Source organism: Pseudoxanthomonas spadix BD-a59, assembly GCF_000233915.3.
GTDB classification, from domain to species: Bacteria; Pseudomonadota; Gammaproteobacteria; order Xanthomonadales; family Xanthomonadaceae; genus Pseudoxanthomonas_A; species Pseudoxanthomonas_A spadix.
The window spans coordinates 2,997,126-3,018,190 of record NC_016147.2 but is presented as its reverse complement, the minus strand read 5'-3'; the positions used below and the strand labels follow the sequence as shown (position 1 = coordinate 3,018,190).

Here is a 21,065-nt window from a genome sequence, read left to right as displayed (position 1 = left end):
CAACGCCGCCGCTTTCGGCCCCGCAAGCAGCACGTAGGGCGGGTCTCGACCCGCCGCTCCGGCTGCAGCCGCCAAGCGAAAGGGCCGCGATCTGCATCGCGGCCCTTGCTCGTCCCTGTGGTGGTGCGTGTCTTCAGAACGCGAAGGTCAAACCGGCCACCGGTCCCTTGAATTCCAGTTCCAGACCGGCACGGCCTGTCACATCGCCGGAAGAGTAGTTCTCGTTGTAATCGATGTCGAACCAGTCATAGCCTGCATAGACCCCGAAGTTGGGCGTGAACTTGTATTCCACGGCCGCATTGGCGCGCTTGATCTTGCCGGTGTAGTCGAAGTTGCCCCACTCGGCGTCCAGATACTGGCCCTGCACATTGATCATCCAGTGCTCACCGGGAATGGCGGTGAAGCGCAGACCCACCACCGGCGCGATGCCGTCTTCCTCTACCGACTCGCGGAAACTGCCAAGTTCGCCCGCATCTCCGCTCACGGTCGCGTCGATCTTGGCCCACTCCGCGCCCAGCTCCAGTCCCAGCGATACGTTTTCGGTTTCGATCACGGCGAAATCATAGATCAGGCTTGCCAGCTGGAACTTGGTCTCCAGTTTGACCGAGCTGTCCGCCGGCACCGAATAGCCGCCGAAGGAAACGTCCTGTCCAATGGTCTGGGTGTTGTCCTTGTCGTAGCTGAAGTAATCGAAGATCAGCCGGTTGCGATCGCTGATTTTCCAGACGCCATCCACGCGCGGCGAGACTTCGGAGCTTCCGAAATCGAAATCCTCACTGCCACTGAAGCTCTGGTCCACGGTATTGGCGCTGCCTTTCAGGGTTGCATCGCCGTCGGCGCTCATCGCGCCGATGCGCAGGGTGAAGGCGCTGTCGCCTTGGGCCTGCGCAGCGGCCGGGGCGGCAAAGGCAGCCAGCGCCGCAGTGGTCAGGCCAGCCAAGGTCAGGGAAGAAAGGGCTTTCATCAAAATTGCTCCTGCAAAAATAGGTCACCGGCGGGCGCCAGCGAGGGCACAAGCTGCACCGGCTCTCGTGCAGGATCGGTGAAGAATTGGAAGTTGAAGATTCAAATATGGAACGCGGACAAGGCACCTTTCGAGGTGGGTCTTGTGCGCCGGCGGCATCGTGTGCCGGCGGCGCAGCTGGCGCACGCTGCGGCGATGGGCGCGCGCTGCCTGCGCAGGCCAGCGATCCCGTTGGCGAGGGCACGCGATGCGCCTGCCCGGCAGCGAACGAGGGCCACAAACAAGAGAAGCCCCGGCACTGGCCGGGGCTTCGAAGGTCCGCGCGGCGCATCGACGAGGAAGTGGGCGCGGGCCTTGTGGTCATCGACCGCACCCTGCCGGGAAAGTTCCTGTGCCCCTGGACAGGAGAAGGTACCCGGGTAACCGATTCCACACCGATTGCGCCGCACGCCCTGCGAATCGGCGCCTTTTACAGGGCAAATCAGGCATCTGCCGGTTGTGGCCAAATTCACCGCACTGCTATACTTCGTTGGCTTGACGGGCCCACCCGCACGCCCGTCCCCGCAACCCTGCAAGGCCATCGCAACGTGCTGAACTCCGTACATACGGGTCGGCAACTGGCGCAGCGGGCGACAGCCTGGCAGGCTGCCGCCTCGGTGCTGGTCGCGCTGGCTTGGCTGGCAACCTCGCCGATCCATGCCCTGGGGGCACTGGTCGGCGGCCTGGGCATCACCGCTGGCTCCTGGGCCGCCGCGAAAGTGGCGCTGGGCGGCGGAGTCGCCCCGGCCGGTGCCGCGTTCGCGCGGTTGATGATGGGCGTGGCGATCAAGTGGGTGGTCGTGGTGTTGGTGCTGGTGGCTGCGCTGGCCGGGTTCGGACTTCCGGGCCTGGCGGTGGTCACCGGGGTTCTGGGGGCCACGCTGGGTATGGTGCTGGCCAATGTGATTCGACGGAAAGGTGCTGTTTCGTGAGTGAATCCAACAGTTCGGGCGGTCTGACCGAGTACATCAACCATCACCTGACGCACAACAGCGTGCAGCTGGTGGGCGATGGCGCGCTGGGTCGTTTCAATCTCGACAGCTGGCTCATCGCACTGGGGCTGGGCCTGGCCTTCGTGGCGTGGTTCTCGTTCTTCGCCCGCCGGGCCACGGCCGGGGTGCCCAGCAAGGGCCAGGCCTTCGTCGAGCTGGTGATGGAATTCGTCGATGGTCAGGTCAAGGACACCTTCCACGGCGACCGCCGTTCGGTAACCCCGCTGGCGCTGACCATCTTCATGTGGGTGGTCTTCATGAACGCCATGGACCTGCTGCCACTGGATCTGCCGGGCTGGCTGATCAAGACCTTCGCCGGTGAGGAGGCCATGCACCACACCTATGCGCGTCTGGTGCCGACCGCAGATCTGATGACCCCTGCGGCGCTGTCGGTCACCGTGTTCTTCATCCTGCTGGGCCATGCGATCTCGGCCAAGGGGGGATGGGGTTTCGGCAAGGAGCTGCTGAGCGCACCGTTCCACGCGCACGGCCCACTGGCCATCGTGCTGGCGCCTGTCAATCTTGTCATGAACATCATCGAGTGGCTGGTGAGGCCGATCTCGCTGGCGATGCGGTTGTTCGGCAACATGTATGGCGGCGAGCTGGTCTTCATGCTGATCGCCGGCCTGATGACCAGCTGGGTGACCCTGGTGCCCGGCGTCATCGCCAATGCCGCCTGGGGCATCTTCCACATGCTGATCATCCTGCTGCAGGCCTTCATCTTCATGATCCTCACCGTGGTCTACATCGCCGGTGCGCGTGAGAGTCACTGAATTCGCATTGCCCGTTTTTTTGCTTCACCCCTTCGTTCCAACCAACCAATCGCTGGAGAGATTTCAATGGAATTCATCGCACACGTGCAGGGCCTGACCGCCATCGCCATCGGCCTCATCATCGGCCTGGGCGCCCTGGGTGCCTGCCTGGGCATCGCCATCATGGGTTCCAAGTTTCTGGAATCTGCCGCCCGCCAGCCGGAATTGATCCCGGTGCTGCAGGGTCGCATGTTCCTGCTGGCCGGCCTGATCGACGCGGCCTTCATTATCGGTCTGGCCATCGCGCTGTTCTTCGGCATCGCCAACCCGCTGCTGTCGGCCCTGCAGTCGGCAGGCTAAGCCGTCGCGCGCGGACCGCCCCAGAGGCGGGCCGCGATGCACTGCCCGCCATGCACCCACGCATGGCGGGACGAAACGAAACCCGTTGAGGACACGTCATGAACATCAACATGACCTTCTTCGGCCAGATGCTCTCCTTCGTGATCCTGATCGTGTTCACGATGAAGTTCATCTGGCCGCCGCTGAACGCGGCGCTTGAAGAACGGCAGAAGAAGATCGCCGAAGGCCTGGCTGCTGCCGACCGCAGCCAGCGCGACCTGGCCCAGGCGCAGGAGAAGGCCAACGAGGCCCTCAAGGACGCGCGCGTCAAGGCCAACGAGATCATCGACCAGGCCCATGCCCGCGCCAACCAGATCGTGGAGGCAGCCCGCAACGAAGCCGTCGCCGAAGCGAACCGGCAGAAGGACCTGGCCCAGGAAGAGATCGCCGCCGCCGCCAACCGTGCCCGCGAGGAGCTGCGCAAGCAGGTGTCCGCGCTGGCGGTGAGTGGTGCCGAGAAGCTGCTGCACCGCGAGATCGATCCGGCCGCCCACAGGGCGCTGCTGGACGAGCTGGCGGCGCAGATCTGAATCGGATGATCCACCCATGAGCCAGTCCATCACGCTTGCCCGCCCCTACGCCCGTGCCGCGTTCGGTGCGGCCAGCGACGAACAGCAGCTGCCGGCGTGGTCGCAGGCCCTGGGCTTTTCCGCCCAGGTCGCTGCCGATCCAAGGGTTGCCGCGCTGCTGCTGAACCCGCAGCTGAGCCGCGAGCAGGCGGTGATGCTGTTGTCGCCCGACGGCGCCGGCCAAGCATATGTGCGCTTCCTCGGCGTGCTGGCCGATGCGCGTCGCCTGACCCTGTTGCCGGAGATCGCCACGCTGTTCGAACAGCTGCGCGCCGAGGCCGAGCGCGTCGTGCTGGCCACGGTCACCTCGGCCGCGGAGCTGCCGGAAGGCGAGCTGGACACGATCAAGGCAGCACTGGCCAGGCGGTTCGGCCGTGACGTGCAGGTCAGCACGGCGGTAGATGCCTCGCTGATCGGCGGCGCGATCATCAACGCCGGCGATGTGGTCATCGACGGTTCGCTCAAGGGCAAGCTGGCGCGTCTGCAGGCGGCGCTGGCGAACTGACCGGAATACGTAGGGCGGGTCTTGACCCGCCGAATGGTGGGGTCTTTACCCGCCGAATGGCAGGTCAAGACCCGCCGAATGGCAGGTCAAGGCTCCGAATGACGGGTCAAGACTCCGAATGACGGGTCAAGGCCCGCCGAACGATCACGATGGCGGGTCAAGACCCGCCCTACAGGAAAACCATCATGGCCACCACGCTCAACCCCTCTGAAATCAGCGACCTCATCAAGACCCGCATCGAGCAGGTCAAGCTGGCCGCCGAAGCGCGCAACGAAGGTACGGTCACCAGTGTGGCCGACGGCATCGTGCGCATCTTCGGCCTGGCCGACGTGATGCAGGGCGAAATGATCGAGCTGCCGGGCAACACCTTCGCCCTGGCCCTGAACCTGGAGCGCGACTCGGTCGGCGCCGTGGTCCTGGGCGATTACGAGGACCTGCGCGAGGGTGACGTGGCCAAGACCACCGGCCGCATCCTGGAAGTGCCGGTGGGTCCGGAATTGCTTGGCCGGGTGGTCAATGCGCTGGGCGAGCCGATCGATGGCAAGGGCCCGATCAGTACCGCGCAGACCGCGCCGGTGGAGCGCGTGGCACCGGGCGTGATCTGGCGCAAGTCGGTCGACGAGCCGGTGCAGACCGGCTACAAGTCGGTCGACGCGATGATCCCGATCGGCCGCGGCCAGCGCGAGCTGATCATCGGCGACCGCCAGACCGGCAAGACCGCGCTGGCCATCGACGCGGTGATCAACCAGAAGGATTCGGGCATCAAGTGCGTGTATGTGGCCATCGGCCAGAAGGCCTCGACGGTGGCCAACATCGTGCGCAAGCTGGAAGAGAACGGCGCCCTGGCCCACACCATCGTGGTGGCCGCCACCGCGTCCGAGTCGGCGGCGATGCAGTACATCAGCGCCTATTCGGGCTGCACCATGGGCGAGTACTTCCTGGACCGCGGCCAGGACGCGCTGATCGTGTACGACGACCTGTCCAAGCAGGCCGTGGCCTATCGCCAGATCTCGCTGCTGCTCAAGCGTCCGCCGGGCCGCGAAGCCTACCCGGGCGACGTGTTCTACCTGCACTCGCGCCTGCTGGAGCGCGCCTGCCGGGTGTCCGAGGACTACGTGCAGAAGTTCACCGAGGGCAAGGTCACCGGCAAGACCGGTTCGCTGACCGCGCTGCCGATCATCGAAACCCAGGCCGGCGACGTCTCCGCGTTCGTGCCGACCAACGTGATCTCGATCACCGACGGTCAGATCTTCCTGGAAACCGACCTGTTCAACGCCGGCATCCGCCCGGCCGTGAACGCCGGCATCTCGGTGTCGCGCGTCGGTGGCGCCGCCCAGACCAAGATCATCAAGAAGCTCTCCGGCGGCATCCGCATCTCGCTGGCCCAGTACCGTGAACTGGCCGCGTTCGCGCAGTTCGCCTCGGACCTGGACGAAGCCACCCGCAGGCAGCTCGAGCGCGGCCAGCGCGTGACCGAGCTGATGAAGCAGAAGCAGTACGCGCCGATGGGCATCTGCCTGCAGGCGCTGAGCATCTATGCGGTCAACGAGGGCTACCTGGACGAGGTGCCGGTCAACAAGCTGCTGTCCTTCGAAGAAGGCCTGCATGCGCACTTCGAGAACACCGCCGGCGAGCTGGTGGCCAGGGTCAACGACAGCGGCGACTGGAACGGCGAGATCGAAGCGGCCTTCAAGAAGGGCATCGAAGAGTTCAAGCAGACCGGCAGCTGGTAAAGGCGTAGGGCGGGTTTCAACCCGCCGTTGGTAAAGGCGGGGCGGGTCTCGACCCGCCTTCGGTATACATCGCAATGGCGGGTCCAGACCCGCCCTACCGAGAAAAAAAAATGGCAGGCGGCAGAGAAATCAAAAACAAGATCAAGAGCGTGCAGAACACCCGCAAGGTGACCCGCGCGCTGGAGATGGTGTCGGCCGCCAAGATCCGCCGTGCGCAGGAGCGCATGAAGGTCTCGCGCCCCTACGCCCGCGCCATGCGCCAGTTGATCGGCCACCTGGCCCAGGCCAACACCGACTTCCAGCATCCCTACCTGGTCGAGCGCGAGAAGGTCGAGCGGGTCGGCTATGTGGTGATCTCTTCCGACCGCGGCCTGGCCGGCGGCCTGAACAACAACCTGTTCCGCAAGACCCTGGGCGAGATGCGCAAGTGGCAGGAGCAGGGTGCACAGATCGACGTGGTCACCATCGGCCAGAAGGCCTCGGTGTTCTTCCGCCGGCTCAAGGTCGACATGATCGGCAGCGTCAGCCACCTGGGCGATGCGCCGCATGTCGAGCAGCTGATCGGCGTGGTCAAGGTGATGCTGGACGCCTACGAGTCGGGCAAGGTCGACCGGGTGTTTCTGGTCTACAACCAGTTCGTCAACACGATGTCGCAGAAGGCCGCCTTCGACCAGCTGCTGCCGTTGCCAAAAGCCGACGAAAGCGTCGCCCAGCACGACTGGGACTACATCTACGAGCCTGACGCCAGGACCGTGCTCGAGCACGTGCTGGCGCGCTACATCGAGTCGCTGGTCTACCAGGCCGTGCTCGAAAACGTTGCATCCGAGCACGCCGCGCGCATGGTTGCCATGAAGGCGGCCAGCGACAACGCAAGCAAGCTGATCGGCACCTTGCAGTTGTCCTACAACAAGGCGCGCCAGGCGGCGATCACCCAGGAAATTTCCGAAATCGTCGGCGGCGCGGCAGCAGTCTGAGACATCCCGTAGGAGCGGCCGATGGCCGCGACCTGCAATCGCGCCCAAGCGGCGCTCCTACAACGCGATATTGAGAGTTCAGAGGACATCAACATGAGTCAGGGCAAGATCGTTCAGATCATCGGCGCCGTCGTCGACGTCGAATTCCCGCGCGGTGACGTGCCAAAGGTGTACGACGCGCTCAAGGTCGACAACACCGAAATCACCCTGGAAGTGCAGCAGCAGCTGGGCGATGGCATCGTCCGCACCATTGCGCTGGGCTCCACCGACGGGCTCAAGCGCAACCTGGTGGCCACCAACACCGGCAAGGCGATCTCCGTGCCGGTCGGCAAGGCCACGCTGGGCCGGATCATGGACGTGCTCGGCCGCCCGATCGACGAGGCCGGTCCGGTCGAAGGCACCGATACCTGGGAAATCCACCGCGCCGCGCCCTCCTACGAAGACCAGTCGTCTTCGACCGAGCTGCTGGAAACCGGCATCAAGGTGATCGACCTGATGTGCCCGTTCGCCAAGGGCGGCAAGGTCGGCCTGTTCGGCGGCGCCGGGGTCGGCAAGACCGTCAACATGATGGAACTGATCAACAACATCGCCAAGGCGCACGAAGGCCTGTCGGTGTTTGCCGGCGTGGGCGAGCGCACCCGCGAAGGCAACGACTTCTACCACGAGATGAAGGACTCCAACGTCCTGGACAAGGTGGCGATGGTCTACGGCCAGATGAACGAGCCGCCGGGCAACCGCCTGCGCGTGGCGTTGACCGGCCTGACCATGGCCGAGTACTTCCGCGACGAGAAGGACGAGAGCGGCAAGGGCCGCGACGTGCTGTTCTTCGTCGACAACATCTACCGCTACACCCTGGCCGGCACCGAAGTGTCGGCGCTGCTGGGCCGGATGCCCTCGGCGGTGGGTTACCAGCCCACGCTGGCCGAGGAGATGGGCGTGCTGCAGGAGCGCATCACCTCGACCAAGACCGGTTCGATCACCTCGATTCAGGCCGTGTACGTGCCCGCCGACGACCTGACCGACCCCTCGCCGGCGACCACCTTCGCCCACCTGGACTCCACGGTGACCCTGAGCCGCAGCATCGCCTCGCTGGGCATCTATCCGGCGGTCGATCCGCTGGATTCCACCAGCCGCCAGCTGGATCCGCTGGTGATCGGCAACGAGCACTACGACACCGCGCGCCGGGTGCAGGCCACGCTGCAGAAATACAAGGAACTGAAGGACATCATCGCGATCCTGGGCATGGACGAGCTGTCCGAAGAGGACAAGCAGGCCGTCTCGCGCGCGCGCAAGATCGAGCGCTTCTTCAGCCAGCCCTTCCACGTGGCCGAAGTGTTCACCGGCGCCCCGGGCAAGTACGTGTCGCTGAAGGACACCATCCGTGGCTTCAAGGGCATCCTGGACGGTGAGTTCGACCACCTGCCCGAGCAGGCCTTCTACATGGTCGGCAGCATCGACGAGGCCGTGGAAAAGGCCAAGACACTGGCCGCCAAGGCGTAAGTTGTAGGGCGGGTCTCGACCCGCCGCTGCATCATCAATCGGCGGGTCAAGACCCGCCCTACGTCACCAATCGGCGGGGCTTGACCTGCCATTGCGTTACCAATCGGCGGGTCAAGACCCGCCCTACGTGGGAATGAGTCGACCATGGCAAGCACCATCCGTTGCGACATCGTCAGTGCCGAGCAGGAGATCTACCACGGTGAGGCGACCCTGGTGGTGGCCACCGGCGAGCTGGGCGAGCTGGGCATCGCGCCCAGGCATGCGCCACTGATCACCCGGCTCAAGGCCGGCAAGGTCGTGGTGACCACACCTAGCGGCGAGCAGCTGGACTTCGCCATCTCCGGCGGCATCCTGGAAGTGCAGCCGCAGGTGGTGACCGTGCTGACTGACACCGCGATTCGCGCGCAGGACATCGACGAGGCCGCGGTCAAGGCCGCCAAGGAAGAGGCCGAGCGTGTCATTGCCAACCGCGGCGAGACCGAGGACCTGGAGGCGGCCCAGCGCAAGCTGATGGAAGCCATCGTCCAGCTGCAGGCGCTGGAGCGCCTGCGCAGGACGCTCAAGCACTGAGGGCCGCGCCCGGCGGTGCCTGGCCGCCAAGCGGGAACACGACGACGCCGGCGTCGTTCGCTTGGGAAGCGACTGCAAGCGGGCATCTTCCCGCGTCCGGCTTTGCCCCCTCTCCCCCACGTGTGGGGGAGAGGGGGCAACAAGCCTCGTTAACGGCTCGACCGGGTCACCGGTAGATCACGTAGCGCCCGGCCAGGAAGGTCAATACCGCCAGCCCGCCTTCGACCAGCGGCTTGGCCAGCCAGGCCAGGCGCAGGCCCAGGTGATGCTCGACCAGCACGATCAGCCAGGTGCTGAGCAGGGTCGCGGGGAGCCAGACCGCAAGGAATTTCCAGAACCGCGGCCAGCCCAGCCTCGCGCCGTCCTCGCGCGAGGCGAAGGTATAACGGCCGTTGAGCCAGAACCCCAGCATCGCCCCGGCCACCCGGCCGCACAGGTTGGCCGGCACCGCGTCCACGCCCAGCGCGCTCAAGGCCACGAACACGCTCCAGTCCAGCAGCAGCTGCAGGCCGCCGACGATGACGAAGGCACGGCTTTGGCGGATCAGGGACATGGGCGCTGCGGCGATGGCATGCGCGCCATGCTACCGGGCGTGGCGTCGGCATGATGGTTGGATGCGTGCGGTGCTCTAAACTTCCGCGGTCCTCATGCCGCCGGTTCCCCGCCATGTCCCTGCCCCTGCACGTGATCATCCTTGCCGCCGGCGAAGGCAAGCGGATGAAGTCCGCGCGGCCCAAGGTGCTTCAGCCGATCGCCGGGCGGCCGATGCTGGCGCACGTGCTCCAGGCCGCGCGCGCCCTGGGTCCGGCTGCCATCCACGTGGTCTACGGCCATGGCGGCCAGCAGGTGCGCGAGGCCTTTGCCGACCAGCCCGACCTGATCTGGGCCGAGCAGGCCCAGCGCCTGGGCACCGGCCACGCGGTCCAGCAGGCGATGGAGAACATCCCCGATGCGGCCACCGTGCTGGTGTTGTACGGCGACGTGCCGCTGATCCGTCCGCAGACCTTGCTGCGGCTGCTGCATGCGCCCGGCCGCCTGGCCGTGCTGGTCGCCGAGCCCGACGATCCGAGCGGCTACGGCCGGGTGCTGCGCGATGCGGCCGGCAAGGTCGGCGCCATCGTCGAGCACAAGGACGCCGACGATGAGCAGCGCCACATCCACACCATCAACACCGGCATCATCACCGCCGAGTCGACCGCGCTGCGTCGCTGGCTGGCGCAGCTGTCCAGCGACAACGTGCAGGGCGAGTACTACCTGACCGACATCTTCGCCATGGCCGCGGCCGAATTCAGCCCGGCCGAGATGGTGCTGGTCGCCGATCCACTGGAGGCCGAGGGCGCCAACGATCCGTGGCAGCTGGCCCAGCTGGAGCGCACCTGGCAACTGCGCCAGGCCAGGGCGCTGTGCGCGGCCGGTGCGCGTTTGATCGACCCGGCGCGGGTGGACCAGCGCGGCAGCGTGCGCGTGGGCCAGGACGTGCAGATCGACGTCGACGTCGTACTTGAAGGTCAGGTCGAACTGGGCGACGGGGTCCAGATCGGCCCGTTCGTGCGCCTGAAGGACGTCAAGCTTGGTCCCGGAACCGAGGTGCGCGCCCATTGCGACCTGGACGGCGTAGTCACCGAGGGCGCGGTACAGATCGGCCCGTTTGCGCGCCTGCGCCCGGGCACGGTGCTGGCCGACGGCGTGCACATCGGCAATTTCGTGGAGACCAAGAACGCGGTGCTGGGCGTGGGCACCAAGGCCAATCACCTGAGCTATCTGGGCGATGCGGTGATCGGCAGCCGCACCAACATCGGCGCCGGCACCATCACCTGCAACTACGACGGGGTGAACAAGTTCACCACCACCATCGGCGACAACGTGTTCGTCGGCAGCAATGCATCGCTGGTGGCGCCGGTGACCATCGGCGATGGCGCCACCCTGGGGGCCGGTTCGGTGATCACCCGCAATGCGCCGGCCGGCGAGTTGACCCTGGCGCGGGCGCGTCAGGTCACCCTGGAAGACTGGCAGCGGCCTTCGAAGGCAGGCGTCAAGCACGAGAAGTGACCGCGCTTTTGCTGTTGCCCGTGCGCATCTGACCTGTCCTCCACCGGTTTCTCGCTTCAGCTCCCCGGCAGGTGCAGGGTCACGCACAGGCCGCCGCCTTCGCGGTTGTGCAGGGCGATGCGGCCATCGTGGGCCTCGATGATCTCGCGGGTCAGTGCCAGGCCCAGGCCGGTGCCGTTGCGCTTGGTCGAATAGAACGGCACCAGCGCGTTCTGCAGCACGGCCTGGTTCATGCCGGCGCCGCGGTCGAGCACCTCGATGCGCACCTGGCCGTGCAGGGGCAGCACCCTGACCGTGACCTGCGCCGGGTCGCCGCCGGATTCGTGCGCGTTCTTGACCAGGTTCAGCAGCGCCTGGCCGAACTGCGCCGGGTCGATGCGGCTGTGCGTGTCCTGGGCCTGGCCTTCGATGGTGAAGCCGATCTGCTGCTGCAGCCCGCGCAGGAACCCGGCCCACTCGACGGCCTGCTTCTGCGGCTGCGGCAGCTTGGCAAAGCGCGCATAGCCGCGGATGAACTCCTCCAGGTGGCGTGCGCGTTCCTCGATGGTGGCAAACACGTGCTCGAGCGGGTCGTGGCGCCCGCGCCGGACCAGTTCGCCGCCGGAATGGGCCAGTGAGGCGATCGGCGCCAGCGCGTTGTTGAGCTCGTGGCTGATCACCCGGATGACCTTCTTCCAGGTCTGCACTTCCTGGCGGCGCAGCTCGCTGGTCAGTCGCCACAGCTGCAGCAGCTCCTGCGGGCGGCCGTTGAGCTGGAAGCGCCGCCGCGCCAGGTGGTAGATCTGTTCCTCGCCACCTTCCTCGCTGGCGGGCACCACGAACAGGCTGTCGCCACCGCGCTCCAGCGCCTCCACCAGCTCGGGCTGGGCCTGCTGCAGCAGCGATTCCAAGCGCTGGCCGTCCATGCGCTTGCCGCCGTGGAGCAAGGCACGTGCGGCCAGGTTGGCGAACACCACGCGCAGGCCGCCATCGCCGCCGGGCGCCAGCAGCAGCATCGCCACCGGCGAGTGCTGGACCATGCTGTCCAGCAGCAGTTCGCGCTGGGCCAGGCCCTGGCGCTGGTCGCGCAGCACCTGGCCCAGCTGTTCGTGGGAGACCACCAGATCGTGCAATTCGTCGTTGCCGTCCCAGTGCACGCCGAAGTTGAACTCGCCGTCGCGATAGCTGTTGACCGCCCCGGACAGGGCACGGAACAGCGAGTTCAGCGGCGCCAGCGCCTGGCGCAGCACCCACACCGCCAGCGGCAGCAGGATCGCCGCGGCGATCACCCCGGACAGCCAGACATCGGCCAGCCAGGCCTGCAGCGCCAGCGGCAGGGCGATGGCGACCACGCCCAGCGGCGCCAGCCACAGCAGCAGGCGGCCGGCAAGCGAGCGCTTCAACGCGGCGTGCCGTGGGCGTTCATGCCGCAGATGTCGACGGGGCCGCCGTCCGCATGCTTTGCTTCTCCTCCGCCCGTGGGGGCGATGGGGGCGAAATGCCTTGCTCCCTCTCCTCCGCCCGTGGGGCGACGAGGGCGAAATGCCTTGCTCCCTCTCCTCCCGCTTGCGGGGGAGAGGGCCGGGGTGAGGGGGGCGAGCGAAGCGAGCGCGGCAAGCCACCAAGCCCCGGCCTGCGCGGAAGGGCCGGGGACCGCAAATGCCTCAAACGGCAATGCGCCGGCGGGTTCATGACGACTTGATCCCGTGCCGATCCATGCGCCGGTACAGCGCCTGGCGGCTCAGGCCCAGCTCGGCCGCGGCCTGGGCGATGACGCCGCCGGCGCGGGCCAGGGCTGCTTCGATCTGCACCCGGTCCGGCTCCTGCAGCGGCGCGTGCATGCGCAAGGCGGGCGCGCTGGCCGGCAACTGCAGGTCGGCGGCCTCGATGTGCGCCCCGCTGCCGAGCAGGCCGGCGCGCTGGATCACGTTGCGCAGTTCGCGCACGTTGCCCGGCCAGCCGTGGCGCAGCAGCGCGGCGCGCGCACTTTCGGCGATCGGCTTGTCGGCAAAGTGCGCGGCCAGCGGCAGGATGTCGCCCGGGCGTTCGGCCAGCGGCGGCAAGGCCAGTTCGATCGCATTGAGGCGGTAGTAGAGGTCTTCGCGAAAGCTGCCTTCGCGGATCATCGTGGCCAAGTCGGCATTGGTGGCGCTGATCACCCGCACCTGCACGCTGCGCTCGCGGTTGGAGCCCAGGCGCTGGAACCGGCCGGTCTCCAGCACGCGCAGCAGTTTCATCTGCCCGGCCAGCGGCAGGTTGCCGATCTCGTCCAGGAACAGCGTGCCGCCATCGGCCGCCTCGAACTTGCCCTCGCGCGCCTTGTTGGCGCCGGTGTAGGCCCCGGCGTCGGCGCCGAACAGCTCGGCTTCAATCAGCTCGCTGGGCAGCGCCCCGCAGTTGAGCGTGACGAACGCGCCGTGGCGCACCGAGGAATTCGCCTGCACGATCTGCGCGATCTTCTCCTTGCCGCTGCCGTTGGGCCCGGTGATCAGCACCGGCAGGTCGCTGCGCGCGACCTGGCAGGCCAGGGCCAGCACCCGTTCGCTGGCCGGGTCGTCGAACACCACCCCGCGCAGGTCGTACCTGGCCTCCAGCTGGCTGCGCTGCAGCCGGTCGCGCGCGCGCCGGCGATCCAGCTCCGCACGCGCTTCGGACAGCTCCAGCAGCGTGTTGACCGTGGCCAGCAGGCGGCGGTCATCCCACGGCTTGCCCAGGTAATCGGCCGCGCCGGCCTTGACCAGCTCCACCGCCGCTTCCAGGTGCGTCCAGGCGGTCAGCAGCACCACCGGCAGGTCCGGATGGCGCGCCCGGATCTGCGCAAACAGCGCCCGGCCTTCGGCGCCGCTGGTGGTGTCGGCGGAGAAGTTCATGTCCTGGATCACCAGGTCGATGCCGCCGCGGTCCAGCATCGCCAATCCGGCCTCCGGGTCGGCCGCGTGCACGGTGTCGATCTCGTGCAGCGAGAACAGCACGTCCAGCGCCGTGGCGACCGCAGGGTTGTCGTCGATGATCAGCAGGGTGGGCATGGCAATGGGCGTGTGCCGGTTACTGGTGGATGGCCTTGGCGGTGGCGCCGCCCTGGGTGAGCAGCAGATGGCTGACCCGGTCGGCCGCGTCGAACACGAATTCCACGTGCCCCTGCATGCCGCGCAGGTGGAAGGTGGTCTCCGAATCGGGCACCAGCTCGGCCGCGGCGCCGCCTTCGGGCTGCAGCTTCAACACCGTGCCTTCGCGCCAGACCTTGAAGGCCAGGCCGTCGACGGTGAGATAGCGGCCCGCGTAGCCATCCAGGGTCTCCTGCGAGACCAGCACACCATCGGCCGCCTGCCAGGCCAGCGCGCAGGGCGCGGACGCGGCCAGCGACACGGCCAGGGCAAGCAACAGGCGTTTCGGATCGGCAAGCATGAGGGGGAGACCTTCAGGATTCATGGAAGCGGTTGGAACAGCATAGCGGTCTGGCCTGGGGCGTCATGCCGGCACCGGCGTGCCCGGGAGCGCCCACGCCGCTGGCGTGGGCCGGGGTGCGAAGCAGTCCGTAGGGCGGGTCTTGACCCGCCATTGCTTTCCGATGATCCATATGGCGGGTCAAGACCCGCCCTACGGGACTCGCTCATCCGAAAGCCATGGCGGGTCAAGACCCGCCCTACGCGCCGCGCGTGGCGATGGCCGGTTCGATTGCCGCGGCGCGGCGGGCGGGCCAGAACACGGCGAACTGGCCCAGGGCCCACAGCAGGGCAGCGCCGATGGGCAGATAGCCAAGCGGAAGGCGGGGCAGGGCGTAGTGCGCCATCAGCAGCTGGTTGGTGCCATAGGCCAGGCCCATGCCCAGCACCAGCCCGGCGCTGACCAGCAGGAAATTCTCCAGCAGGAAGTCGCGCAGGATCTGCCCGCGCGTGGCGCCCAATGCGCGGCGCACGCCGATCTGGCGGGTGCGTTGGGCGATCCAGTAACCGGTCAGGCTGGCGATGCCAATGGCGGTGATCGTGGCGACCACCAGGTTGACCACCGCCAGCAGCCAGACGCTGGCGCGGCGGCTTTTGAAGCCCATCTCGCGCAGGTCTTCGTAAGTTGCGACCGCCGGTTCGATGCCGCGCATGATGCGCTGTCCAAAACTGCGCTTGAGCACGTCGGGAATGGCTTGCTTCACCGACTCGCGTCGGTCTGGGTCGGTGCGCAGCACGTAGCTCAGGATCGGCGTGCCCGCATCGTGCGTGGGAACCAGCATCGAATACTCGGATTTTCCATCGTCCAACTCGCTCATCTGATAACGCAGCAGATGGCGCACGATGCCCACGACCCGATAGCCAGAGCTGTCGCCGTCTGGATCGGACAGCACGCTGCCCAGCGCGCCCCCGTCGGGAAACAGCCTGTCGGCCAGGGCGCGGGTCATGATCACCGGCATGGGCGGCGCGTTGTCCTTGTCGCCGCCGAAGATGTCCACTGCATCCTCCGCTGTGAAATCGCGACCCGCCTCCAGCTGCAGGCCGAGCGCCTGGATCAGATGGTCGCCTGCGAAGCCGCTGGCGATCAACGAAACACCTGTGGGCCCTTTCAGCGAAAACGCCAGGTTGAAGGTCTGCCGCATCGGCACGCCCAGCGACTGCGACACCACGCGAACGCCGGGGATGGACGCCAGGGCCATGCGAGCTGCGCGCACGTCGGTGGATTTCCAGTTGCCTTCGGTGCTCACGACCTGGTCGACCACCAGCACCTCATCGCGCACGATGCCGTCAGGCACCAGCATCGGCGCCAGGCGCTGGCCGAGCAGGAACAGGGTGTTGCCCAGGATCGCGCAGGTCAGCGCGACCTGGGCGATGAGCAGGATCGGCATCATGCGCTGGCGGCGCACGCTGGAGGCGATGTGCTTGATCGACATCCGGGTCTCCTTAAAGGGTCTTGACCTGCAGCGCAGGCTGCATGCGTGTGGCGCGCCAGGCGGGAACCAACCCGACCACGATGCCGGTGCACAGCGCCAGCAGCACCAGCACGGCGAACAGGCCGGGTTTGAACTGCGCCATCGACGCGTACTGCTGCGCCTGCTGGCGCACCAGCCACAGGCCGCCCAGGGTGAGTGGCAGCGCGAGCACGCCGCCGAGCAGGCCGGCGGCACTGGATTCGACCAGGCAGGCAATGAAGATGGCCCGGCGCGGCGCGCCCAGCACGCGCCGCACACCCAGTTCGGTCGAGCGACCCAGAAAACGCGCCGCCAGCAAGCCGGCGACGTTGACCAGGCACAGCGCCAGCAGACCCAATGCCAGCCATAGGTTCAGGCGCACGTCGGGCGGCACCACGCGGTTGGCTTCCAGCCAGTCCTGCACGCTGTACAGATCCGTGTGCGCCGGCCGCGGGAACGCACCGGCCGCATGGCGATCCTGCGCGTAATGCAGCAGGGCGGTGCGATAGTCCTGGACCTGGTGCGGGGTCTGCAGCTCGGCCCACAGCGCCAGCCAACGGCAGGCGTTCTGGTCGACGGAGTTGAACTGATAGCCGTCGGTGGCGCCCTGGTCACAGCTGCGCTCGCTGATCAGCGGGGTCTTGGCCTCCAGCACGGCCTGCGCAGGCACCAGCACTTCCTCGCCGACCGCGCTCCAGCCCGGGTTGCCGGGCTGCATGAAGTAGAAGCGCGGGCGTGGCTGCCAGGGGGCGAGGACGCCGATCACGTGGAACAGGTCCTGCCCCAGCCGCACCTGCCTGCCGACGGCATCCTCGGTGTCGAACAGGCGCAGGCTGGTCTTGCGGCCCAGCACGATCACCCGCGCGCGGCTGCGTTCTTCCTGCGGGGTCCAGAACCGGCCGTGCAGCAGCGGCGCGCCGAACATCGCGCCGAACGGCCCGATCGCCGCGATGCCGTTGACCGAGTCGACGCTCTTGCGCCCGTCTGCGCCGGCCAGGCTGAAGAACGAGGTGACCACTGCTGTTTGCCTGATCTGGGGCCGTGCGGCGATCAACGCCTCCACATCGCGGGTTTTCCAAAGATATTCGGGATCTCCCGCGCTCGGGTCCGCCGTGCCTTTCGCCGCCTCGCGCGAATCCACCCAGCCCAGGTACAACTGCTGGCTCAAGCCCGGCAGCGGATCGGCCGCGAGCATCGCCAGCAGGCTGAGCATGGTCATCACCGAGGCCAGGCCCAGGGCCAGGGTGAGAATCGACAGGACCATGGTGCGGGGGTGGCGGCGCAGGCCGCGCAGTCCGGTTTCGAGGGCGTAGTTCATCGGGTGTTCGTAGGGCGGGTCTCGACCCGCCATGGCTGTACCGTAGGGCGGGTCTCGACCCGCCTTGTGACTCATCCGAAAGCCATGGCGGGTCAAGACCCGCCCTACGCAGACCGCGTGGCGATCGCCGGTGGCACGTTCGCGGCGCGGCGCGCGGGCCACAGCACCGCGATCTGGCCCAGCGCCCACAGCAGCACCGCGCCCACCGGCAGATACACCAGCGGCAGGCGCGGCAGTTCGTACCGGCTCATCAGCAGCTGGTTGATGGCATAGGCCAGGCCCATGCCCAGCACGATCCCGGCGCTGACCAACAGGAAGTTCTCGGTCTGGAAGTAGCGCAGGATCTGGCCGCGCGTGGCCCCCAGGGCGCGGCGCACGCCGATCTGGCGGGTGCGCTGGGCCACCCAGAAACTGGCCAGACCGATGATGCCCAGCGCGGTCACCAGCAGCAGCGCCAGGCACAGGGTGATCAGCAGACCCATCATGTCGCGGTCGTTGCTGAAGTAGTCGCTGCGCCAGTCGTCGAAGGTCTTCTGGGCCATGACCAGGCGGTTGGGATCGACCCGGTTCAGCGCATCGACCGCATCGTGCAGGACCCGCCCGCGTTGGGCGGGGTCGCCGACGCGCAGGACGTAGAAGCCGCCGTTGGTGTAGTTCTGACGCAACGGCATCAGCATCGAATAGCTGGTGTCGCCGTCAAAGCTATTGGGACGACGCAGCCGTTGGACCACACCGACAATGGTCAGCGGGATGTTGGCCATGTACACCGGTTTGCCCACGGCCGACTGACCGGGGTACAGCTTCTGGGCCGCTTCGCGACTGACGATCAGCGCCATGGTGCGCAGCGGCACGTTGCTGTTGCCGTTCAACTGGGTTATCAGTTCGGACCAGTTGAGGTATTCATCGGGCTGGAAGTCGCGGCCGGCGATCACGTTGAGGCCCAGCGTGCGCACCGTACCTTCGTCACCGGTGTACATCGCCGCGCTCAGGGTCGGGATCTTCTGGTCGGGCATGATTGTCAGCGATGAATTATTGGACCCGCGCCGGAATGGCAGCTGGTTGACCATCGCCACGTTGGTCACACCCGGTACGGCGCGCAGGGCGGCCAGGTCTTCCTGGGTGATGACATCGGGATTGGTCTGCTTGCCCACGCCGCTCAGGGAAACGGTGACCAGCTCGTGCTCGGCGACGCCGCTGGTCTCCTGGAGATTTTCCCAGCGCTGGGACACGATGAACAGCGCGTTGCAGATGATCGCGCAGGCCAGCGCGATCTCCACGACGATCAGCGCCGCAGCGGTCTTGTGGCGTCGCAGGGTGGACAGGATCGGACGGATTTCCATGGGCAACTCCGTGAAGCTTTGAGCCCCTCGTCCTTGAGAGGCGTTGGGGTACGGGTTCGGCACCGAAGTGGTGGGTCGGATGGAGCAAGCCAGCTTTTGCTCCCTCCCTTTGGCCATCGGCCAAGGGGAGGGCTGGGGAGGGGTTGCTTCTGGCATGCCCTGGCCTGCACAGCCAAACGCACCCCCTCCCGACCTCCCCCTTCGCGCTGCGCGCGAAAGGGGAGGGGAATGTCACTGCGTTTTCAGTTGCACCGCCGGAGTGATCTGCATGGCGCGCCACGCCGGCAGCAGGCCGGCCAGCAGGCTGGCGCACACCGCCAGCACGAAGGTCATCAACAGCATCGAGCCATCCAGCTGCGCCAGCGCCGCGTAACCGGTGGGGCGATGGCGCACGGCCCACAGGCCGAGCTCAGCCAGTCCCAGGCCCAGCACGCCGCCGGCCAGGCCGATGCTGCCGGCTTCGACCAGGCACTGCTTGAAGATTTCGGCGCGGCTGGCGCCCAGCGCGCGGCGCACGCCGATCTCGCCGCTGCGGCGCAGGAACTTGGCCAGCAGCAGGCCGACCGTGTTGACCAGGCACACCAGCAAAAAGCCCATCGCCAGCCACAGCTGCAGGCGCACGTCGCCGGGCACCGCGTCGTTGTATTCCAGCCAGTCCATGACGTTGCGCAGGCGCGTGTTGGGCGGGCGCTGGTAGCGACCGGCCTCTTTCTGCTGCTGCGAATAGCGATCCAGGTAGGCCTTGTAGTCGCCGGCCCTGGACGCACTGTCCAGCTCTACCCAGTACTGGGCCCAGGCGCATGGCGCTTCACGGGCAGTGCCGTCGACGGTGGCGGTGGCGCCGTAGCAGTTCATGCTGCCGTTGCGTTCCTGTTCCAGGCCGATGGCGGTCTGGAACGGCTCGAACACCTGCTCCTCGGTGTCGTAGGTGCCGATGTCGGGATCATAGAACAGCGGCTTGGGCTTCCAGTCGTTGATCACGCCCACGATCTGGAAATCATGGCCATCGATGCGCAGGGTCCTGCCGGTGCTGTCGGCGCCGTTGAACAGCTTGTCGTTGAGCGTCCTGGCGATCACCGCCACGCGTGCCTGGCCGGCATCTTCGTTGGCCGACCAACCGTGGCCGAACAGGAAGGGCACCTCGAACATCGCGAAGAAATCGGCCGAGGTGTAGCGCGCATCCAGCATGAAAGGCCGCAGTGCGCCGCCGGCCGGTTCGACCGTGACGCTGCCGCCGCTCATCAGCGCCTGGCGCTTGCCCTGCTTCTGCAGCAGCAGGGTCTCGCCGTCGTAGCGGTTAAGGTCCCGCTGCGGCTCCTCGCCGGGTGTATAGCCGTCGATCCCTTCCGGATCCAGCTGCACGCGGAACAGCCGCTCGCTCTTGGCCGGGATCGGATCGCCCGACAGCACGTGGAACACCGTCAGCGTGGTCATCGAGGCGCCGATGCCCAGCGCGATGGCCAGCACCATCAGCGCGGTCAGCACCTTGTTGCGTTTGAAGCTGCGTAACGCAAGGTTGCAGTAGTAGGTGAACATGGCGATCTCGTAGGGCGGGTCTCGACCCGCCGGGGGGCTGGCGTGGCGCGGTGCACGAGGCGGGGCGAGATTCCCGGATGGCGGGTCGAGGGCGAAAGGCGGGTCGAGACCCGCCCTACGCCTGTGCGGAGAGGTCTGGTGCAGCCGAGGCCATCAACCCCGCTTCGCGCACCAGGTCGGTGGCCTGGCCGTCGACGATGTGCACGTTGCGCTGGGCGCGGGCGGCCAGTTCCGGGTCGTGGGTGACCATGACGATGGTGCTGCCGGCGGCGTTGATCTCCTCCAGCAGTTCCAGCACGCCGCGGGCCATCTGGGTGTCCAGGTTGCCGGTCGGTTCGTCGGCCAGCAGCAGGCGCGGGCTGCCGGCCAGGGCACGGGCGATGGCCGCGCGCTGCTGCTGGCCGCCGGACAGTTCGGCCGGGTAGTGCTTCATGCGCGAGCCCAGGCCCACGCGCTCCAGCGATTGGGTGATGCGGGCCTTGCGCTCGGCCGCGGCCATGCCGCGGTAGCGCAGCGGCACATCGACGTTGTCGAACAGGTTCAGGTCCGGGATCAGGTTGAAGCTCTGGAAGATGAAGCCGATCTTCTGGTTGCGCAGCTTGCTGCGGGCGTTGTCCGACAGGTGCGACACGTCCTCGCCATCGAGCCTGTAGGTGCCCGAGGTGAAGGTCTCCAGCAGTCCTGCGATGTTGAGGAAGGTGGTCTTGCCCGAGCCGGAGGGGCCGGTGACGGCGACGAACTCGCCTTCGGCCACATGCAGGTCCAGCGAGCGCAGGGCGTGGGTCTGCACCTGCTCGGTGCGGTAGACCTTGGAGACGGCGTGCATGTCGAGCATGGCGGGTTCCTTGTCAGTCAACGGATGTGGTGTTGTGGTGTTGTATGTGTGGGAGCCGCTACAGCGGCGATGGAACCCCACCGATAAAGCCCCTCGCCGCTGTAGCGGCTCCCACGA

At 67.0% G+C, this 21,065-nt stretch carries 20 protein-coding genes; 10 read left to right on the top strand and 10 right to left on the bottom strand.

Going from position 1 to position 21,065, the window contains the following annotated elements:
• Positions 1-133 precede the first annotated feature (133 nt).
• Complete coding sequence (locus DSC_RS13605) at positions 134-964, bottom strand: TonB-dependent receptor (RefSeq protein WP_014161767.1); 831 nt, start codon at positions 962-964, stop codon at positions 134-136.
• 341 nt (positions 965-1,305) lie between these two features.
• Here DSC_RS13605 and DSC_RS17305 point away from each other — a divergent pair, with 341 nt between their 5' ends.
• The 9 genes from DSC_RS17305 to DSC_RS13560 all read left to right on the top strand — a co-directional run bounded on the left by DSC_RS17305 (position 1,306) and on the right by DSC_RS13560 (position 8,997).
• A complete protein-coding gene (locus tag DSC_RS17305) occupies positions 1,306-1,935 on the top strand; it encodes a hypothetical protein (RefSeq protein WP_238527649.1) in 630 nt (209 codons plus the stop codon).
• On the top strand, positions 1,932-2,768 hold the full coding sequence (atpB, locus tag DSC_RS13595; RefSeq protein ID WP_014161765.1) for a F0F1 ATP synthase subunit A: 837 nt from the start codon (positions 1,932-1,934) through the stop codon (positions 2,766-2,768). The genes DSC_RS17305 and atpB overlap by 4 nt, the downstream gene beginning before the upstream one ends.
• A 66-nt stretch (positions 2,769-2,834) precedes the next feature.
• Positions 2,835-3,107 carry a F0F1 ATP synthase subunit C gene (gene atpE, locus DSC_RS13590; protein ID WP_014161764.1) on the top strand — a complete coding sequence of 91 codons (273 nt, stop codon included), beginning with the start codon at positions 2,835-2,837 and terminating at the stop codon, positions 3,105-3,107.
• 98 nt (positions 3,108-3,205) lie between these two features.
• Positions 3,206-3,676 carry a F0F1 ATP synthase subunit B gene (locus tag DSC_RS13585; protein ID WP_014161763.1) on the top strand — a complete coding sequence of 157 codons (471 nt, stop codon included), beginning with the start codon at positions 3,206-3,208 and terminating at the stop codon, positions 3,674-3,676.
• 16 nt (positions 3,677-3,692) lie between these two features.
• Positions 3,693-4,220, top strand: a complete 528-nt coding sequence (locus tag DSC_RS13580; RefSeq protein WP_014161762.1) for a F0F1 ATP synthase subunit delta — start codon at positions 3,693-3,695, stop codon at positions 4,218-4,220.
• Positions 4,221-4,405: 185 nt separating this feature from the next.
• On the top strand, positions 4,406-5,953 hold the full coding sequence (atpA, locus tag DSC_RS13575) for a F0F1 ATP synthase subunit alpha (RefSeq protein WP_014161761.1): 1,548 nt from the start codon (positions 4,406-4,408) through the stop codon (positions 5,951-5,953).
• A gap of 110 nt (positions 5,954-6,063) precedes the next feature.
• Positions 6,064-6,927 (top strand): F0F1 ATP synthase subunit gamma, encoded by an 864-nt coding sequence (gene atpG, locus DSC_RS13570; RefSeq protein WP_014161760.1) that lies wholly within the window; start codon positions 6,064-6,066, stop codon positions 6,925-6,927.
• 93 nt (positions 6,928-7,020) lie between these two features.
• Positions 7,021-8,427, top strand: coding sequence for a F0F1 ATP synthase subunit beta (gene atpD / locus DSC_RS13565; protein WP_014161759.1), 1,407 nt, complete (start codon positions 7,021-7,023; stop codon positions 8,425-8,427).
• Between the two features lie 144 nt (positions 8,428-8,571).
• Positions 8,572-8,997 (top strand): F0F1 ATP synthase subunit epsilon, encoded by a 426-nt coding sequence (locus DSC_RS13560; protein WP_014161758.1) that lies wholly within the window; start codon positions 8,572-8,574, stop codon positions 8,995-8,997.
• A 166-nt stretch (positions 8,998-9,163) separates the two neighbouring features.
• On the opposite strand, the gene DSC_RS13555 is transcribed toward DSC_RS13560, so the two are convergent.
• The gene (locus tag DSC_RS13555; protein WP_014161757.1) at positions 9,164-9,550 is read right to left on the bottom strand and encodes a GtrA family protein; all 387 of its coding nucleotides are present in this window, start codon (positions 9,548-9,550) and stop codon (positions 9,164-9,166) included.
• A gap of 113 nt (positions 9,551-9,663) precedes the next feature.
• Between DSC_RS13555 and glmU the strand changes: the two genes are divergently transcribed.
• Positions 9,664-11,046 carry a bifunctional UDP-N-acetylglucosamine diphosphorylase/glucosamine-1-phosphate N-acetyltransferase GlmU gene (gene glmU / locus DSC_RS13550; protein ID WP_014161756.1) on the top strand — a complete coding sequence of 461 codons (1,383 nt, stop codon included), beginning with the start codon at positions 9,664-9,666 and terminating at the stop codon, positions 11,044-11,046.
• Between the two features lie 56 nt (positions 11,047-11,102).
• Here glmU and DSC_RS13545 read toward each other — a convergent pair whose 3' ends face one another.
• The 8 genes from DSC_RS13545 to DSC_RS13510 form a co-directional block, all read right to left on the bottom strand.
• Positions 11,103-12,428: a sensor histidine kinase gene (locus DSC_RS13545; RefSeq protein WP_014161755.1), complete on the bottom strand. Its 1,326-nt coding sequence runs from the start codon at positions 12,426-12,428 to the stop codon at positions 11,103-11,105.
• A gap of 285 nt (positions 12,429-12,713) precedes the next feature.
• Positions 12,714-14,051, bottom strand: coding sequence for a sigma-54-dependent transcriptional regulator (locus tag DSC_RS13540; protein WP_014161754.1), 1,338 nt, complete (start codon positions 14,049-14,051; stop codon positions 12,714-12,716).
• A gap of 19 nt (positions 14,052-14,070) precedes the next feature.
• On the bottom strand, positions 14,071-14,430 hold the full coding sequence (locus DSC_RS13535) for a hypothetical protein (RefSeq protein WP_014161753.1): 360 nt from the start codon (positions 14,428-14,430) through the stop codon (positions 14,071-14,073).
• Positions 14,431-14,668: 238 nt separating this feature from the next.
• Positions 14,669-15,901, bottom strand: coding sequence for an ABC transporter permease (locus DSC_RS13530; protein ID WP_014161752.1), 1,233 nt, complete (start codon positions 15,899-15,901; stop codon positions 14,669-14,671).
• Between the two features lie 10 nt (positions 15,902-15,911).
• The gene (locus DSC_RS13525) at positions 15,912-17,237 is read right to left on the bottom strand and encodes an ABC transporter permease (protein WP_014161751.1); all 1,326 of its coding nucleotides are present in this window, start codon (positions 17,235-17,237) and stop codon (positions 15,912-15,914) included.
• A 104-nt stretch (positions 17,238-17,341) separates the two neighbouring features.
• Entirely contained in the window at positions 17,342-18,577 is a 1,236-nt protein-coding gene (locus DSC_RS13520; RefSeq protein WP_014161750.1) for an ABC transporter permease, read from the bottom strand.
• A gap of 231 nt (positions 18,578-18,808) precedes the next feature.
• Positions 18,809-20,113 carry an ABC transporter permease gene (locus DSC_RS13515; protein ID WP_014161749.1) on the bottom strand — a complete coding sequence of 435 codons (1,305 nt, stop codon included), beginning with the start codon at positions 20,111-20,113 and terminating at the stop codon, positions 18,809-18,811.
• Between the two features lie 115 nt (positions 20,114-20,228).
• Positions 20,229-20,948 carry an ABC transporter ATP-binding protein gene (locus DSC_RS13510; protein ID WP_014161748.1) on the bottom strand — a complete coding sequence of 240 codons (720 nt, stop codon included), beginning with the start codon at positions 20,946-20,948 and terminating at the stop codon, positions 20,229-20,231.
• Between the last annotated feature and the right edge of the window lie 117 nt (positions 20,949-21,065).